The organism is Streptomyces sp. NPDC030165, assembly GCF_055573595.1.
Map to the genome: position 1 here is coordinate 46959 of NZ_JBVIBD010000010.1, position 15181 is coordinate 62139.

Below are 15181 nucleotides of genomic sequence, written 5' to 3' on the forward strand. Positions count from 1 at the left end.
CCCCATGGATCTAGGACTCACCGACCGGACCTACATCGTCACCGGCGCCACCCGCGGCCTGGGCTTCGCCACCGCGCGGGAGCTGGTCGCCGACGGTGCGAACGTCGTCCTCAGCGGCCGCGGCGAGGAGAGCGCCCAGGCAGCCGCCGCCTCGCTCGGCGACCGCGCGTACGGCGTCGCCGCGGACAACGCCGACCCCGACGCCGCCGCCCGCCTGGTCGACGCCGCCCGCGCACGCTTCGGCCGCCTGGACGGCATCCTCGTCAGCGTCGGCGGCCCGCCGCCGGGAGCGCCCACCGGCAACACCGACGACCAGTGGCAGGCCGCGTTCGAATCGGTCTTCCTCGGCGCGGTACGGCTCGCCCGCACCGCGTCCGCCGCGCTCGGCGACGGCGGCGCGATCGGCTTCGTCCTGTCCGGCTCGGTCCACGAGCCCATCGACGGCCTGGCCATCTCCAACGGCCTGCGCCCCGGCCTCGCGGGCTACGCCAAGGCACTCGCCGACGAACTGGGCCCGCGCGGCATCCGCGTCTTCGGCGTCCTGCCGGGACGCATCGCCACGGACCGGATGACCCAGCTCGACGCCCTGTCCGGCGCCCCGGAGGAGTCCCGCGCCCGCAACAGCGCCTCCATCCCCCTGCGCCGCTACGGCGAACCGGAGGAGTTCGGCCGTACCGCGGCGTTCCTGCTGTCCCCCGCGGCGTCGTACGTCACGGGGGTGATGGTGCCGGTGGACGGCGGGGCGCGGCGGGGGTTCTGAAGGTGGGGTGCGGGGGCTGCTCCTGCGCGGCAGACGTCACCGGCGCCTGCCCGGGCCCCGCGCCCAGGGACTAACTCACCCGCTCCGCGCGGTGCTTGACCGCCCGCAGCCGTACCTCGGCGGGCAGCTTCTCCAGGCCGGCCGAGGTGCGGGCGTGGGCGATGGCCTCCGAGGAGAGGCGGGCGACCACGGCGCAGGGCTCGGCGTGCGGGGCGAGGGCCAGTCCGGCGCGCAGCCGGGGTTCCGTGCGGCGCCCGGTCAGCCGGACGCGGGCCCGGTCGACCCCGTCCAGCGACTCGGACTCGGCCGTCAGGGCGCTCTCCAACGCCCGGCCGCGCAGCTGGGCGCCCTCGCCGTCGCCGCTGTCCACGAGGATCTCGCGCAGCCGGTGCCGCCGGAACTGGGACAGCAGCCACCACAGCGCCAGCAGGACGAGGACGGCCAGTACCGCGATGACCACCGGCCACCACCAGCCGCTGTCCGTCCAGCGCGTCCGGTCCGCGTCCGTCAGCAGCACGTCGTCGGGACGGGACCAGCGCCAGCCGGACGGCATGCCGAGATTCCACTTGCGCGGCAGGTCGAAGCCGCCGAACAGCACCGTGCCGCCGGCGCCGATCAGGACCAGGCCCGTCAGGCCCAGCAGCACCCGGTTGACCGTTCGCAGCACCTTGCGCATCGCCGTGCTCACCTCTTCGCCGACCGGCGCACCCGCACGGACAGCGCGGGCCGCCGGGCGAGGCCCAGCTGCCGCAGCCCGTCGCCGAGCGCCGTGTCCAGGTCGCTCCGTACCTCGTCCAGTTCGCGGAAGTGCGAGACCGCGCGCGCCTTGGCCCGGCGGCGGCCGACGGCGACCCGTACGGACTGCACGCCCGGCACCTCCATGGCCCGGTCGCGCAGCACCAGCGCGGCCGCGGCGCGGTCCAGGCCGCCGCGTACGTCCGGCGTGGTGCGCCGCATCGGCAGCACGGCGCGCAGGCCGGGCGTGATCGCGAGGATCAGCAGCCAGAGGCCGAGGACCACGGCCACCGCGCCGCCCACCAGGACCCACCCGTCGTCCAGGTGACGGGAGGCCAGCTCCGCGGCGAGGCGTTTGCGCCAGGCCATGGCGGGGCGGTCGGCGCGCACCGCGGCCACGTCGTACAGCAGCAGCCCCGCGGCGCCGAGTACGACGAGCGCGACCAGCGTGGCGGGCACGCGCCGCGCCGCCCAGAAGCGCCGGGCCCGCCCGCCGCCGCCGTCCGTCTCCTCGCAGGGGGGCCGGCCGGTGTCCGCCGAGCCGGTGCGCCCGGAGTCCTCAGCGGAGCCGGAGCCGGGCGGTACCGCCGTGGCGCCCGCCGTCTTGTCGAGGGCGGGCAGCCGCTGGGTGCGCCGCAGATCGGGATCGTCGTCGTTCATCGCACCCTCCCCCGGCCGGACCGCTCCGTCTGGGGCGCGTGCAGCCGCTCGACCTGGACCGCGACCTCGGGCACCGACATGCCGGCCAGTTCCCGCACCCGCTGTGTCACCTGCCGGCGTACGGCGCCGCACTGGGCGCCGATGTCGGAGGGGTAGCCCAGTTCGACGGCCACCCGTACCCGGGCCTCGCCGAAGTCCCGCCGTCCGTCGCGCCGGCGCACCGTCACCGACGCGTGGGCGTCGGTGTGCGCGGCGGACGCGTCGCGCAGGGCCTCGCGCGCGGCCTGCGCGGCGATCTTGGCCACGACCCGGTCCGCGACCCGGGTGGCGCCCCGTTCACCGGCCGGTACGGCCGGCTGGGCGGCGCCGGGTGCCGCGGCCGCGGGGGACACGGTCGCCACCGGGCGTCACCTCCGCCGGTCGTCGCGGTCGCCCGTACGCGTCCGGAAGAACTCGCCGGCCTCCAGATCGCCGTCCACGAACTTCCCGACGATGAATCCGATGGCGCCCAACGCCGCCACCAGTACGAACGCGCCGAAACCGCCGAAGTATCCGGCGAAGCCCAGCGCCATTCCGGCCAACAGACCGACCACGGCCATGCTCATCCCGCGCTTCCCTTCGCTACCACCCCGGCCGGGTCCTGCGGAGCGAAGCCCCGGCGCGATTGTCTTGAAAACCGCCCCCCGGCTCTACTGGAGACGCGGCTCCTGGTCGTCCTCGTCGTCCTCGTCGTCGGGCAGTTTCACATCACTCACCGCGATGTTGACCTCGACGACCTCCAGGCCCGTCATCCGCTCCACGGCGGAGATGACGTTCTCCCGTACCTCCCGGGCGAGATCCGCGATGGACACGCCGTACTCGACGAGGATCTCCAGGTCCAGCGCGGTCTGCACCTCGCCGACCTCGGCCTTGACGCCGCGGGTCACCGACTTGCCGCCGCCGGGCACCCGGTCGCGCATCGCGCCGAGCGTGCGGGCGAAGCCGCTGCCCATCGCGTGCACGCCCATCACGTCGCGGGCGGCCATCCCGGCGATCTTCTCCACGACGCCGTCGGCGATGGTGGTACGCCCGCGGGTCGCGGGGTCGCCGCCGCCCCGCTTGGCCCCCAGCGTCTTGCCCTGCGCGTCTCCGGTCCGCGGCTCGGGCCGGTTACCTTGTTCGCTCTCGGTCATCGCCGATCGTCCCTTTCCGACAGGGGCGGAGCTCGAAGCCGCTCCGATTCCCACCGTAAGTCCGGTTCCCCGGGCCCGCTCCGGGGATGCGGCAGCAGGGTGGACCGATTACCGCCATTCGGGTCCGTGCCCCTGCCGCCCGGCCGGGCGTGCGGCAAGGTGGAAGGACCTTTCAGGAAAGAGGTGACGGCCGGTGGCCGGTGACCAGTTGGTGACGGCGGTACGGCGGCAGCTCGGGCTGGGCCGGCTGCTGCCGCTGGGCGGCCCGGCGGACGGGGCGTGGATCGCCGAACGGGCGGCCGCCGGCGTGCTGCGGGAGGCGGGCGACGCGCTGCCGGGGCTGCGCGTCGGTACGCTCCGGTTGTCCTTGGCGGACGCGGACGCCGCGCCCGAGCCGACGGTCCCGTCGCCGCCGAGCGCGCTGCCACCGGGACCGCTGCTGATCGAGGCGGACTTCGCGGCCACGGCCGGGCGCCCGGTCCCCGCCTCCGCGGGCATGCTGCGCGAAGCGCTGCTGGCGGGCGCGGCGGAGCGGCTGGGCCTGGAGGTGTCCACCGTGGACCTGCGGGTCACCGATCTGCTCGACGAGGGTGAGTGCGGGGAGAGCGGCGGCAAGGGCGAGGACGCGTCCCGGGATGCGTCCCCCGGCAGCACGCCGGGCACGGGCGGAGCCACCGCCGACGACGCCGGTCCCCTGGAGGCGGCCGTACTGCGCGTCCCGGGGGTCGTCGGGCTCGTACCGGCCCTGGGGGCGCTGTCCCGGCCGGTGCGCGAGGAGGACGGGCACGTACTCGTGCAGCTGGCCGCCGCGCCGGACCGGCGGGCGCTGGACGTGGCGCGGGCGGTACGCGGCGCTGTCGAGAGAGCGGCGGACGCCGGGCAGGCGGCGGGCGGGCAGCGGCCCACCGTCGCGGTGCTCGTCGCCGCCCTCGGACCGCCCGCCGCCTCCTGAGGTTGCGCTACGCGGTCACTCGCCCAGGCCCGCCAGGTCCCGCAGGCGGCGTGCCTGCGCGGCACGTTCGGCGGCCCGCTGCTCCTCGTACGTACGGGAAGCGGCGCCCGCCAGCAGGGCCTTGGTCTCGATGACGGCGTCCCGCGGGGCGGCGACGAGGGCCCCCGCCAGGTCCGCGACGGCGCCGTCCAGGTCCGCGGCGGGCACGACGAGGTTGGCCAGGCCGATGCGCTCGGCCTCGTCGGCGTGCACGAAGCGGCCCGTGGCGCAGATCTCCAGCGCGCGGGCGTAACCGACCAGGGAGACCAGGGGGTGGGTGCCGGTCAGGTCCGGCACCAGCCCGAGGCTGGTCTCGCGCATGGCGAACTGCGCGTCGTCGGCGCACACCCGCAGGTCGCAGGCGAGCGCGAGCTGGAAGCCGGCGCCGATCGCATGTCCCTGGACAGCGGCGATGGACACCACGTCGGTCCGCCGCCACCAGGTGAACGCTTCCTGGTACTCGGCGATCGTGGCGTCCAGTTCACTGTCCGGGCCGCGCGCCATGTCGAGGAACGACGGTTCGCCGTCGAAGCCTTCGGGCGTGAACGCCTGCCGGTCCAGGCCGGCGGAGAAGGACTTGCCCTCGCCGCGCAGCACCACGATCCGGACATCACCCGGCACCAGCGATCCGGCCTCGGCCAGCGCCCGCCACATGGCGGGCGACTGCGCGTTGCGTTTGGCCGGTTCGGCGAGGGTCACCGTGGCGATCACGTCGTCCACGGTGAGCCGCACACCGTCCTTGTCGAGCAGAGTCATGGGGCGCCTCCGAGTCAGCCGACCGCACTTGCGTGCTTAAGTGACTGAACAGTAACCACCCGGTCGCCTGCTCGACCGACCGGGTGGCACCGTAGCTCCCGGAGCGGAACGCCTCGGTCAGGCCGAGGCGGCCTTCTTGCCCCTGGTGGCTCCGCCACGACCACGCAGGGTCACACCGGATTCGCTGAGCATCCGGTGCACGAACCCGTAGGAGCGGCCGGTCTCTTCGGCCAGCGCCCGGATGCTCGCTCCGGAGTCGTACTTCTTCTTCAGGTCTGCCGCGAGCTTCTCGCGCGCGGCGCCGGTCACCCGGCTGCCCTTCTTCAGAGTCTCGGCCACCCGTGCCTCCTCGTGGGAAGTGCGCTCTGGACTCTCATGATCACCCCTCCCGGCCTTCCTGGCCACCCATTCAGCAAGGTCCGTGGGACATCCTTTGGCGCTGAAGGCGCCGTATTGACTCTTGGAATTAGGGATTCCGCTCTGAACTCCACTGCTCCATCCCCGGAATTCTCGGCGAACAAGCAGGTCAGAGGGGGCTGGTACGAAATGATGACGGCCGGGCCCACAGGGCCCGGCCGTCACAGGGAGGCTCGCCGATGTACGAGCCGCACTCACTCAGATGATGGATCACCCGTCGGCCGAATGATCCATACGTCCTTGATCCCTCCCGGCCCCGGAACACGTCCGGCGATCCGGCGGGCACGGACGGCGGGCGGCGGACGCGGGAAGGCACGGCCACGAGGCCCCGCCGTGGCCCGGACGCGAGCCTCGGCCGCGCGCCTCAAGCCAGCGCGACGAGGTCCGCGTAGTCCTGGCCCCACAGGTCCTCGACACCGTCGGGCAGCAGGATGATGCGCTCCGGCTGGAGGGCGTCCACCGCGCCCTCGTCGTGGGAGACCAGCACCACGGCGCCGGTGAAGGTGTGCAGCGCACCGAGGATCTCCTCGCGGCTGGCCGGGTCGAGGTTGTTGGTCGGCTCGTCCAGGAGCAGCACGTTGGCGGAGGAGACGACCAGGGTGGCCAGCGCCAGCCGGGTCTTCTCACCGCCGGAGAGCACACCCGCGGGCTTGTCGACGTCGTCACCGGAGAACAGGAACGAGCCGAGCGTCTTACGGATGTCGACCAGGTCCATGTCCGGCGCGGCCGAGCGCATGTTCTCCAGGACCGTGCGGTCCGGGTCCAGCGTCTCGTGCTCCTGGGCGTAGTAGCCCAGCTTCAGGCCGTGCCCGGGGCGCACCTCGCCGGTGTCCGGCTTCTCCACGCCCGCCAGCAGCCGCAGCAGCGTCGTCTTGCCCGCGCCGTTCAGGCCGAGGATGACGACCCGGGAGCCCTTGTCGATGGCCAGGTCGACGTCGGTGAAGATCTCCAGCGAGCCGTACGACTTCGACAGGCCCTCGGCGGTCAGCGGCGTCTTGCCGCAGGGCGCGGGGTCCGGGAAGCGCAGCTTGGCGACCTTGTCGGAAGCCCGCACCTCCTCCAGGCCCGCGAGGAGCTTGTCGGCACGCTTGGCCATGTTCTGCGCGGCAACGGTCTTGGTGGCCTTGGCGCGCATCTTGTCGGCCTGCGAGTGCAGCGCGGCGGCCTTCTTCTCGGCGTTGGCGCGCTCGCGCTTGCGGCGCTTCTCGTCGGCCTCGCGCTGCTGCTGGTACAGCTTCCAGCCCATGTTGTAGATGTCGATCTGGGACCGGTTGGCGTCCAGGTAGAACACCTTGTTGACCACGGTCTCGACCAGTTCGACGTCGTGGGAGATCACGATGAAGCCGCCGCGGTACGTCTTGAGGTAGTCGCGCAGCCAGGCGATCGAGTCGGCGTCGAGGTGGTTGGTCGGCTCGTCCAGGAGCAGGGTGTCGGCGTCCGAGAAGAGGATGCGGGCCAGCTCGACGCGGCGCCGCTGACCACCGGAGAGGGTGTGCAGGGGCTGGCCGAGAATCCGGTCCGGCAGGCCCAGGCTGGCCGCGATGGTGGCGGCCTCCGCCTCGGCCGCGTACCCGCCCTTGGTCAGGAACTCCGTCTCCAGGCGCTCGTACTTCTTCATCGCCTTCTCGCGGGTGGCGCCCTTGCCGTTGGACATCCGGTCCTCGTTCTCGCGCATCTTGCGCAGCACCGTGTCCAGGCCACGGGCGGACAGGATGCGGTCGCGGGCGAGCACGTCCAGGTCGCCGGTGCGCGGGTCCTGCGGCAGGTAGCCGACCTCGCCGGAGCGGGTGACCGTGCCGGCGGCCGGGATGCCCTCGCCCGCCAGGACCTTGGTGAGGGTCGTCTTGCCCGCGCCATTGCGGCCGACCAGTCCGATCCGGTCGCCCTTGGCGATACGGAAGGAGGCGGACTCGATGAGGACGCGGGCGCCGGCGCGCAGCTCCAGGCCGGAGGCGGTGATCACGGGGAAAGACTCCAGGGCAGATGAGGACAGCGGAAAGGACGGGGATGATCACAGCCGGGCGGCGCGCCCCGTGCACGGCACAAGCCGGTGCGGACGGGCGGCGGAAGCGGCGTGCGGCGCCGTCTAATGCACGAGGAGAATTGCCATACGGACCAGTCTAGCGGTGACGTGCAACCAGTTTTCGCGGGCTGCCGCCCGGGCCGGCGGCGCGGCGGCAGCGGTGGTTCCCGGCCCGGTCCCGCACGGGGTGGCAGGGCGCGCCGCGACACCTTCGGCTGAGCGGTCCCGCTCGGCTGCCGGGCTGGTCGGAGGGTGTTTCGGGGGCATTGTCAGACCCTGGTGCCACACTGTGATGTGGGTCTCGAAGCGGGGCTCGCAGGATCTGATCGCGGACAAGGGAAGGTGACCGTCATGACCGACGTGACGGCAGGCACGGCAGGGGCACCGACGTTCTGCCCCGCGTTGCAGTACCGCGACGCGAAGGCGGCGATCAAGCAGCTGACGGAGGCCTTCGGCTTCACGCGGACCGCGCTGTACGAGAGCGAGGACGGCGCGGTGCTGCACGCCGAGCTGTCCTTCGGCAACGGCGTGGTGATGCTGGGCTCGAAGGGCACCGGCGGCCCGTACGAGGAAGCGCTCGGGGCCGGCGGCCCGGTCGGGGTGTACGCGACCGTCACCGACCCGGACGCCCACCACCGGCGGGCCGAGCGGGCCGGGGTGGAGATAGTCATGCCGCTCACGGACCAGGACTACGGCTCCCGTGAGTACACGGCCCGCGATCTGGAGGGCAACCTCTGGACCTTCGGGACGTACGCGCCGGCGGTGCCGAAGGGCTGAGCGGGCGCCGAAGGGTCGAGCGGGCGGGGCGCCGGGCTCCGCGACCGGGCCGGGCGCCCGTTCCGGTCGCGGGAGCGTCAGGCGCCGCCGGTGTGCACCTGGAAGGCGGCGCGGCGGACGGCCTTGGCGAGGGCCGGGTCCGGGTGGGCGGCGGCCAGCGCGACCAGCACCTGCACGGTGCGCGGGTGGCCGACGGCCCGTACCTCCTCCAGCAGGCGCGGGATGGAGCCCTGGACGGCCGAGTCGAGGTGGCGGACCAGCAGCTGGCTCTCGCCGTGGTCGGCGACGGCCGCGGCGGTGTCCACCCACAGCCAGGTGGACTCCTCGCGGGTGAGCACGTCCTGCGCGGTCTCCGGGTCGCCGCCCTCGTGCTCGACCAGCCAGAGCAGGGCGTACGGGCGCAGGCCGGGCTCGGCGGCGGCGGCGCGCACGGCCGGCTCGGCGGGCGCGCCGACGGCGCGCAGCGCCTCGAAGGCGAGGCCGCGCAGCAGCGCGTCCTCGCCGCGGGCGACGTCGAGGAGCTCCTCGACCGCGCTGCCCGCGGACCGGGCGGCGAGCCAGGCACGGTATTCGGCGCGCGCCGGGCCCGGGGTCAGCCGGGCGCAGCCGCGCAGCATCGCCTCGGCGGACTGCTCGATGTTGCCCGCGGGGCTCTGCGCGGCGACACAGATCTGCTCCAGCTTGACCCAGACCGACCAGTTGCCGAGGGGGGTGAGCAGGGCTTCGCGTTCGGCGGGCACGCCGGTCCTGGCGCCGTCGCGCACGACGAGCGCCCCCACGGCGGCGAGGCCGTCCAGCGCCCAGTCCAGGAGCGCCGCCAGTGACACCCCCGCGGTGTCACCCGCCGCTCCGGCCCGGTCCGGTCCCGCGTCCGGCCCGGGGCCCGTGTCCGGGTCCGTCGCCGGGTCCATGGCCGCTTTCGGGTGCGCGCCCGACCCCGCATCCGGGCCCGCGTCCGGGCCCGCGTCCGGGCCACGGTCCGGTCCGTACGGCACCTCGCAGCGCTCGGTGCGGAGTTCGGCGACGCGCTGTTCCAGCATGTCCAGCAGGACCGGGAGGCGGACCGGGCCGGCCGACAGGTGCAGCAGGGACAGCAGTTGCGGCACGGCCTCGACGACCTCGGCGACGGCGGTCGGCCCGGCGCCGGGCGGCGCGGGGCGCGCCAGCGACCAGGCGTCGAAGAGCGCGACCCAGCCACGCAGCACGGCGGTGTCGTCGCGCTCCCAGGCGCGCAGCCGCCAGCCGGGGCGGGCCACGCCGCCGTGCAGTTCGACGAGTCCGGCCAGCCGGGCCAGGTCCCAGTCCGTACGGACCTGGTCCGGCGTCAGCCGCAGGTCGCGCGCCGCCTGTTCGACGACGTCCGCCGGGAGGGCGCCGTCCGTACCGGCCCGCAGCCCGGGGCCCGCGCCGTGCTCGCCGTCGGCCCAGCGGGCGAGCCGTACGGCACCGGCGAGGCCGGCGCGGGCCTGGCGCGCCAGTTCCGCGGGCGGCGGGGTGCCCTGTGGCGGCCGGGGCGCCGGGCGGGCGGCCCGGGTACTCACCGCTCGGCGGGCGGCGGCAATCGGTTGACGGGGGACAAGTCGGAGCCGGGAGTCGCGCGGAGTACGGGACGTCACAAGGTGCAGTCTTCCCGCTGACGGCCCGAAAGCCCAATCGGAACGGTCGGTACGTTCCGGCGGCCCGTCGTACAAGGGGCGCACGGGGTGCACGGGGCGGGCCCTAAGGGCGGGTCACCGGGGGCTGTACGGGGAGTGGCCGCAGGCCGTACGAGGGGGTCGTCCCGGGACGTGCGCAGTGCGGCCACCGGCCGTACGGACGGGTCGCCACGGGCCGTCCGGGTGCCGCGGCGCGCAAAGAGAGCGCAGACGGAGCGCGGACAGGCCGCCACAACACGGGCAAGTCGCCATGGCCACGCGGGCGCGAAGCCGCGAGCCATGCGGCGGAAGGCGTGCGGAGCCGGGCCGGAGGGCGCGCGGGGGCGCAGCCGCGAACGGCACCGCGGGAGGCGCACGGAGACAGACCGGAGGGCACGCAGGGCACGAAGCCGCGAACGATGCCGCAGAAAGCGCGCGAAGACGGACCGGAGGCCGCGCAGCCGCGAGCGGCGCCACGGTGGCCGTGCGGAATCGGACCGGAGGCCGCGCAGAGCAGCTCACATGAGAGGTGTGAGGAAGCGGCGCAGCGTCTCCTCGTAGGTGGCCGGGTCGGCGTTCCACATGGCGGCGTGCGGGGCGTGCGGCACAGGGTGAAGCGTGATCAGGTCGGGGCGCCGGGCGGCCAGTTCGCGGGAGGCCGCCCAGGGGGCGAGGGTGTCGTGCGGCCCGTGGATCAGCAGGGTCGGCACGGTGAGCAGTTCCGGGGCCCAGGCTTCGGCCAGCCGTCCGGCGTGCAGCCCGGTACTGCCCTCGGCGGCGCGTACGGCCAGCGGGAGCAGCGGGCGGGGGACGCGGCGGGCGGCGGCCAGGGCGCGGACGGTGGCCTGCCAGTCCAGGACCGGCGAGTCCAGGACGAGGCCGGCGATGCGGTCGCGCAGCGCGGAGCTGGCGGCGGCGTGCAGGGCCATGGACGCGCCGGTGGACCAGCCGTGCAGGACGACGCGTTCGGCACCGTACTGGACGGCGTAGCGGATCGCGGCGTCCACGTCGCGCCATTCGGAGTCGCCGAGGTGGCTGATGCCGTCGGCGGTGTGCGGGGCGCCGACGTCGTTGCGGTAGGCGGGGTCCAGGACGGGCAGCTGCTGGTCGCTGAGGAACGGCATGACCACCATGGGGTGTTCCCGGGTGGTGCCCAGGCCGTGCACGGTGATCACCCAGGTGTTCCGGGCGCCGGGCACGAACCAGGCGGGCAGGGCGCCCAGCTCCCCGGGGATGTCGACGTCGGCGCAGTCGATGTCCAGCGCGTCGCGCGGGTTGCCGATGTGCACCTGAGGGGTCAGGCGCATCCGGGCGCCCGGCTGAAGGGTGCCGTGGGTGACCCGCTCCAGGCGGCGGACGACCGTGTCCGCCGGGTGCGGGAAGCCGTCCAGGAGGGGGCCGACGACGGCGTGGCCGCCCGCGCCGGTGAGGCCGTAGGTGCCGGGCCGCAGCGAGGCGAGGCTGCGGGTGAGGGTGATCCGCCCGGGGCCGGTGGCGTGCACCGTGAGCCGGGGGTCGCCCGGCAGCGGCCGGTCGGGCGCGGGCTTGAGGACCATGTCGCTGGCGTACCGGCCGGCCGCCACCGCGGCCGCGCCGGTACCGATCACCGTGGTGGCGGCTGCTGCCGCGGTACCCAGACGCATCCTCCCCAGTGTGGGCGGGCGTCGCCGCCGCGGCCAGTGGGCGGGAGCGGCCGGGTGACGCCGGGAGCGACGGCGTGATGCGGGGAGCGGCGACGTCATGCCGGGAGCGGCCGGGCGGACCCGGCACGCGCCCGGGCGGGCACGCGGCGGCCGGACGAGCCTCGGCTGCCGTCCCCGGCGCCGTACGGGACCCGGCCGCTGTCCCCGGCGCCGTACGGGACCCGGCCACCGCCCCTCAGTGCCGAACGAGGTCCGACCACCGTTCCCGGCGCCGTACAGGACCCGACCGCCGCCCCGGCGCCGCCCGTCAGCCGCGCTGTCCGTAGCCGCGCAGTCGCTCGCCGGCCGCGTCGAGCTGTTCCGGTGTGAGCAGGGTGGGTTCGCGGCCGGGCAGTGAGTTGGCGGCGAGCCAGACGCGGCACATCCACTCCAGCTGGGCGGTGCGGTCGTACGCCTCGTCAAGGGTGTCGCCGTACACGATGGTGCCGTGGTTCCGCAGGAGGCAGCCGGTGCGGTCGCGCAGGGCGGCGAGCATGTTCCCGGCCAACTCCTCGGTGCCGTAGAGGGCGTAGGGCGCGACGCGGACGGGGCCGCCGAGGGCCGCGGTCATGTAGTGCACCGGCGGGAGTTCGGTGACGAGGGTGGAGACGGCGGTGGCGTGGGCGGCGTGGGTGTGCACGACCGCGGCGGCGCCGGTGGCGCGGTAGACGGCCAGGTGCATGGGGAGTTCGCTGGTGGGCCGCAGCGTGCCGCGGGCCCGGCGGCCTTCGAGGTCCACCGCGGTGAGGTCGCCGGGCCCGAGCCGGTCGTAGCGGACGCCGCTGGGGGTGACCAGCACGAGGTCGCCGACGCGGACGGAGACGTTGCCGGAGGTGCCGACGACGAGTCCGTCGGTGACCGTGCGGCGGGCGGTGGCGACCAGCTCGTCCCAGGCGCGGTCGAGGGCTTCCGGGTCCGTCATGCGTGTGCCTCCGGTGTGCGGTGCGGGCGGGGCCCGGTGGGCGCGCGGACGTGGTGCGCGCGGGGCTGCCGACACCGTACGGGTCTGGCGTGGCGCCGTGGGGCGGACTTCGGCCTTCCGGTATCCGCCATGTCGGACCGGCGGTGTATGGGCAGGGATTGACCGAGCATCGACCGTCTTGTACGTATCACTCGGTACGCTGCCGGAAATTTGTCATGCACGTAGCCATCCGGGGGAACTCCGGGGGGAACCATGGCCCGTGACCGCGATCACCTGCCCGGCCCACAGCACCTGCCCGGCCTGACCGCCGCGCAGCACCCACCCCACCGCCCGCCCGGCCGCCCGCGCCACCTGGCCGCCGGGGCCCTCGCGCTGGGCGTGCTCACCGGCGTCCTGTCCACCGCCCTGCCCGCGGCCCCCGCCGCCGAGGCCGCCGGCAAGCCGGCCGGGCACGACGTCTCCTCGCACCAGGGGAACGTCGACTGGAAGTCCGTACGGGCGAAGGGCGGCCGCTTCGTGTACGTGAAGGCCACCGAGTCGGCCTGGTACCGCAACCCGTACTTCCCCCGGCAGTACCGCGGCGCGCGCAAGGCGGGCCTGCTGCACGGCGCGTACCACTTCGGCGTACCGAACGCGTCCTCCGGCCGCGCGCAGGCCCGGTACTTCCTGCGGCACGGCGGCCGCTGGAAGGCGGACGGCTGGGCGCTGCCGCCGGCGCTCGACCTGGAGCACAACCCGTACGACCGGGAGCACGCCTGTTACGGGATGAGCGGCACCGCGCTGGTCCGGTGGATCCGGGGGTTCAGCAACGAGGTGCTGCGGCAGACCGGGCGGCGGCCGGTGATCTACACGACGGCCCGGTGGTGGAACGGCTGCACCGGTGGCAGCCGGGCGTTCGCCGCCACCCACCCCCTGTGGCTGGCCCACTGGCACAGCACCCCGGGCACGCTGCCCGCCGGCTGGGCGTACCCGAGCATCTGGCAGCACGCCGGGGCCGGGGCGCTGCCCGGCGACCAGAACAAGTGGAACGGCACGGCCGCGGGGCTACGGCGCTTCGCCCGGGGGTGAGGCCCGGCCCGGACGTGCGGAGGCCGGGCGCTGGTGCGCGTGGGACACTCGGTGCTTCCGTGCTGGTGCGGCCGGGAACCGGGTGACGGCAGGGGCGCCTCCGCGCCACCCCTGCGGGGGCGTCACTGCGGCGCCCGCCCCAGTTCACCTTCCGTTCACCCGTCGTCCGTACGGTCCCGAGCGTTACTGACCATCGAACTGATTGCCTGGGTGAATGGAACACATCACGCTTCTCATCGGGATCGTGATCGTCACGGCCTTGGTGTTCGACTTTACGAACGGCTTCCACGACACGGCCAACGCCATGGCCACCACCATTTCCACCGGGGCACTCAAGCCCAAGGCGGCGGTGGCGATGTCGGCGGCCCTCAACCTGCTGGGCGCGTTCCTGTCCGTGGAGGTCGCCAAGACCATCTCCGGCGGGATCATCGACGAGACCGCCGGCATCAGACCAGAGGTGATCTTCGCCGGGCTGGTCGGCGCCATCGTCTGGAACCTGGTCACCTGGCTGGCCGGACTCCCCTCCAGCTCCTCGCACGCCCTCTTCGGCGGCCTGATCGGCGCGACCCTGGTGTCCGTCGGTGCGAGCGGCGTGCACGGCGGCGCCGTGGTCATGAAGGTCCTCATCCCGGCCGTCGCCGCCCCGATCGTGGCCGGTCTGGCCTCGACGGCCGCGACCCGGCTGACCTACCGGCTGGCCCGCAACCGCGCCGAGGAGGACACCGCCAAGGGCTACCGCGCCGGGCAGATCGCCTCGGCCGCGCTGGTCTCCCTCGCCCACGGCACCAACGACGCCCAGAAGACGATGGGTGTGATCACCCTCGCGCTGATCACCGGCGGCGTCGTCGCCCCGCACGCCGACCCGCCACTGTGGGTCATCGCCTCGGCCGGCCTGGCCATCGCGCTCGGCACGTACCTGGGCGGCTGGCGGATCATCCGCACGATGGGCAAGGGCATCACCGACATCCAGCCGCCGCAGGGCTTCGCCGCCCAGACCGGCGCCGCGGCCACCATCCTGGCCTCCTCCCACCTCGGCTTCGCGCTCTCCACCACCCAGGTCTGCTCCGGCGCGGTGATGGGCTCGGGCCTGGGCCGCAAGGGCGGCGTGGTGCGCTGGTCCACGGCGGGCCGGATGGCCGCCGCCTGGGGCCTGACGCTGCCGGCCGCCGGGCTGGTCGCGGCGGGCGCCGCGCTCCTGGCCGGCCAGGGCGACTGGGGCATCGCGACCGTCGCCGTCCTGGCGCTCGCCGTCTGCGGCGTGATCTGGGCGGCCTCCCGGCGCAAGCCGGTGGACCACACCAACGTCAACGAGGGCCCGGCGGCGGAGCCCGCGGGTGTCGTCACCACCGCCCTGCAGGCCGTCTCCCCGCCGCCCGCGGGTCCGGTCGCGACCGGGCAGCCCGTGCCGGCCGCCGCCACGATCCCGGCGCCCGCGGTGGCCGGAGCGCCGCTCGCGAACCCGGTCGGCGCCGCCCCGGTGATCGCCGACCCGGTGACCGCCCACCCGCACGAGACGCACGCCCAGCGCCGCGCCAAGGCCGGCTCGGCCGTCGGCTGACCCGGCCGCAGGCTCCCACGGAGGAA

At 74.7% G+C, this 15181-nt stretch carries 16 protein-coding genes; 5 read left to right on the top strand and 11 right to left on the bottom strand.

The features are described from left to right. Positions 1–4: 4 nt before the first annotated feature. Positions 5–760, top strand: coding sequence for an SDR family oxidoreductase (locus ACZ4Z1_RS20035; RefSeq protein ID WP_468487932.1), 756 nt, complete (start codon positions 5–7; stop codon positions 758–760). Between the two features lie 70 nt (positions 761–830). On the opposite strand, the gene amaP is transcribed toward ACZ4Z1_RS20035, so the two are convergent. From amaP to ACZ4Z1_RS20060, 5 genes are all read right to left on the bottom strand, one after another. Further along, positions 831–1436 (bottom strand): alkaline shock response membrane anchor protein AmaP, encoded by a 606-nt coding sequence (gene amaP, locus ACZ4Z1_RS20040; RefSeq protein ID WP_468487933.1) that lies wholly within the window; start codon positions 1434–1436, stop codon positions 831–833. 8 nt (positions 1437–1444) lie between these two features. Continuing rightward, positions 1445–2155 carry a DUF6286 domain-containing protein gene (locus ACZ4Z1_RS20045; RefSeq protein ID WP_468487934.1) on the bottom strand — a complete coding sequence of 237 codons (711 nt, stop codon included), beginning with the start codon at positions 2153–2155 and terminating at the stop codon, positions 1445–1447. Further along, positions 2152–2556 carry an Asp23/Gls24 family envelope stress response protein gene (locus tag ACZ4Z1_RS20050; protein WP_468487935.1) on the bottom strand — a complete coding sequence of 135 codons (405 nt, stop codon included), beginning with the start codon at positions 2554–2556 and terminating at the stop codon, positions 2152–2154. The genes ACZ4Z1_RS20045 and ACZ4Z1_RS20050 overlap by 4 nt, the downstream gene beginning before the upstream one ends. Positions 2557–2562: 6 nt before the next feature. Then, positions 2563–2760: a hypothetical protein gene (locus ACZ4Z1_RS20055; protein ID WP_030021351.1), complete on the bottom strand. Its 198-nt coding sequence runs from the start codon at positions 2758–2760 to the stop codon at positions 2563–2565. An 84-nt stretch (positions 2761–2844) separates the two neighbouring features. Beyond that, positions 2845–3327, bottom strand: a complete 483-nt coding sequence (locus tag ACZ4Z1_RS20060; protein WP_468487936.1) for an Asp23/Gls24 family envelope stress response protein — start codon at positions 3325–3327, stop codon at positions 2845–2847. A 193-nt stretch (positions 3328–3520) separates the two neighbouring features. On the opposite strand from ACZ4Z1_RS20060, the gene ACZ4Z1_RS20065 reads away from it, so the two are divergent. After that, on the top strand, positions 3521–4279 hold the full coding sequence (locus tag ACZ4Z1_RS20065) for a hypothetical protein (RefSeq protein ID WP_468487937.1): 759 nt from the start codon (positions 3521–3523) through the stop codon (positions 4277–4279). A gap of 15 nt (positions 4280–4294) precedes the next feature. Here ACZ4Z1_RS20065 and ACZ4Z1_RS20070 read toward each other — a convergent pair whose 3' ends face one another. The 3 genes from ACZ4Z1_RS20070 to ACZ4Z1_RS20080 all read right to left on the bottom strand — a co-directional run bounded on the left by ACZ4Z1_RS20070 (position 4295) and on the right by ACZ4Z1_RS20080 (position 7454). Further along, on the bottom strand, positions 4295–5074 hold the full coding sequence (locus ACZ4Z1_RS20070; protein WP_468487938.1) for an enoyl-CoA hydratase/isomerase family protein: 780 nt from the start codon (positions 5072–5074) through the stop codon (positions 4295–4297). 117 nt (positions 5075–5191) lie between these two features. After that, entirely contained in the window at positions 5192–5413 is a 222-nt protein-coding gene (locus tag ACZ4Z1_RS20075) for a helix-turn-helix domain-containing protein (protein ID WP_030021347.1), read from the bottom strand. 442 nt (positions 5414–5855) lie between these two features. Then, on the bottom strand, positions 5856–7454 hold the full coding sequence (locus ACZ4Z1_RS20080) for an ABC-F family ATP-binding cassette domain-containing protein (RefSeq protein ID WP_468487939.1): 1599 nt from the start codon (positions 7452–7454) through the stop codon (positions 5856–5858). A 411-nt stretch (positions 7455–7865) separates the two neighbouring features. Here ACZ4Z1_RS20080 and ACZ4Z1_RS20085 point away from each other — a divergent pair, with 411 nt between their 5' ends. Continuing rightward, the gene (locus tag ACZ4Z1_RS20085; protein WP_468487940.1) at positions 7866–8291 is read left to right on the top strand and encodes a VOC family protein; all 426 of its coding nucleotides are present in this window, start codon (positions 7866–7868) and stop codon (positions 8289–8291) included. Between the two features lie 77 nt (positions 8292–8368). Here ACZ4Z1_RS20085 and ACZ4Z1_RS20090 read toward each other — a convergent pair whose 3' ends face one another. The 3 genes from ACZ4Z1_RS20090 to ACZ4Z1_RS20100 all read right to left on the bottom strand — a co-directional run bounded on the left by ACZ4Z1_RS20090 (position 8369) and on the right by ACZ4Z1_RS20100 (position 12529). Then, on the bottom strand, positions 8369–9907 hold the full coding sequence (locus ACZ4Z1_RS20090) for a hypothetical protein (protein WP_468487941.1): 1539 nt from the start codon (positions 9905–9907) through the stop codon (positions 8369–8371). A gap of 536 nt (positions 9908–10443) precedes the next feature. Beyond that, on the bottom strand, positions 10444–11568 hold the full coding sequence (locus ACZ4Z1_RS20095) for an alpha/beta hydrolase (protein ID WP_468487942.1): 1125 nt from the start codon (positions 11566–11568) through the stop codon (positions 10444–10446). Between the two features lie 307 nt (positions 11569–11875). Further along, positions 11876–12529, bottom strand: coding sequence for a class II aldolase/adducin family protein (locus ACZ4Z1_RS20100; RefSeq protein WP_468487943.1), 654 nt, complete (start codon positions 12527–12529; stop codon positions 11876–11878). A gap of 252 nt (positions 12530–12781) precedes the next feature. On the opposite strand from ACZ4Z1_RS20100, the gene ACZ4Z1_RS20105 reads away from it, so the two are divergent. Continuing rightward, positions 12782–13597: a lysozyme gene (locus tag ACZ4Z1_RS20105; RefSeq protein WP_468487944.1), complete on the top strand. Its 816-nt coding sequence runs from the start codon at positions 12782–12784 to the stop codon at positions 13595–13597. A gap of 214 nt (positions 13598–13811) precedes the next feature. Then, complete coding sequence (locus tag ACZ4Z1_RS20110) at positions 13812–15155, top strand: inorganic phosphate transporter (RefSeq protein ID WP_468487945.1); 1344 nt, start codon at positions 13812–13814, stop codon at positions 15153–15155. Positions 15156–15181 lie beyond the last annotated feature (26 nt).

What these genes read in the sequence shown, in the direction of transcription:
- ACZ4Z1_RS20095 (WP_468487942.1), bottom strand. Translation starts at nt 11,568, where the DNA reads ATGCGTCTGGGTACCGCGGCAGCAGCCGCCACCACGGTGATCGGTACC.
- ACZ4Z1_RS20070 (WP_468487938.1), bottom strand. Translation starts at nt 5,074, where the DNA reads ATGACTCTGCTCGACAAGGACGGTGTGCGGCTCACCGTGGACGACGTG.
- ACZ4Z1_RS20035 (WP_468487932.1), top strand. Translation starts at nt 5, where the DNA reads ATGGATCTAGGACTCACCGACCGGACCTACATCGTCACCGGCGCCACC.
- ACZ4Z1_RS20110 (WP_468487945.1), top strand. Translation starts at nt 13,812, where the DNA reads ATGGAACACATCACGCTTCTCATCGGGATCGTGATCGTCACGGCCTTG.
- ACZ4Z1_RS20085 (WP_468487940.1), top strand. Translation starts at nt 7,866, where the DNA reads ATGACCGACGTGACGGCAGGCACGGCAGGGGCACCGACGTTCTGCCCC.
- ACZ4Z1_RS20100 (WP_468487943.1), bottom strand. Translation starts at nt 12,529, where the DNA reads ATGACGGACCCGGAAGCCCTCGACCGCGCCTGGGACGAGCTGGTCGCC.
- ACZ4Z1_RS20045 (WP_468487934.1), bottom strand. Translation starts at nt 2,155, where the DNA reads ATGAACGACGACGATCCCGATCTGCGGCGCACCCAGCGGCTGCCCGCC.
- ACZ4Z1_RS20060 (WP_468487936.1), bottom strand. Translation starts at nt 3,327, where the DNA reads ATGACCGAGAGCGAACAAGGTAACCGGCCCGAGCCGCGGACCGGAGAC.
- ACZ4Z1_RS20105 (WP_468487944.1), top strand. Translation starts at nt 12,782, where the DNA reads ATGGCCCGTGACCGCGATCACCTGCCCGGCCCACAGCACCTGCCCGGC.
- amaP (WP_468487933.1), bottom strand. Translation starts at nt 1,436, where the DNA reads ATGCGCAAGGTGCTGCGAACGGTCAACCGGGTGCTGCTGGGCCTGACG.
- ACZ4Z1_RS20055 (WP_030021351.1), bottom strand. Translation starts at nt 2,760, where the DNA reads ATGAGCATGGCCGTGGTCGGTCTGTTGGCCGGAATGGCGCTGGGCTTC.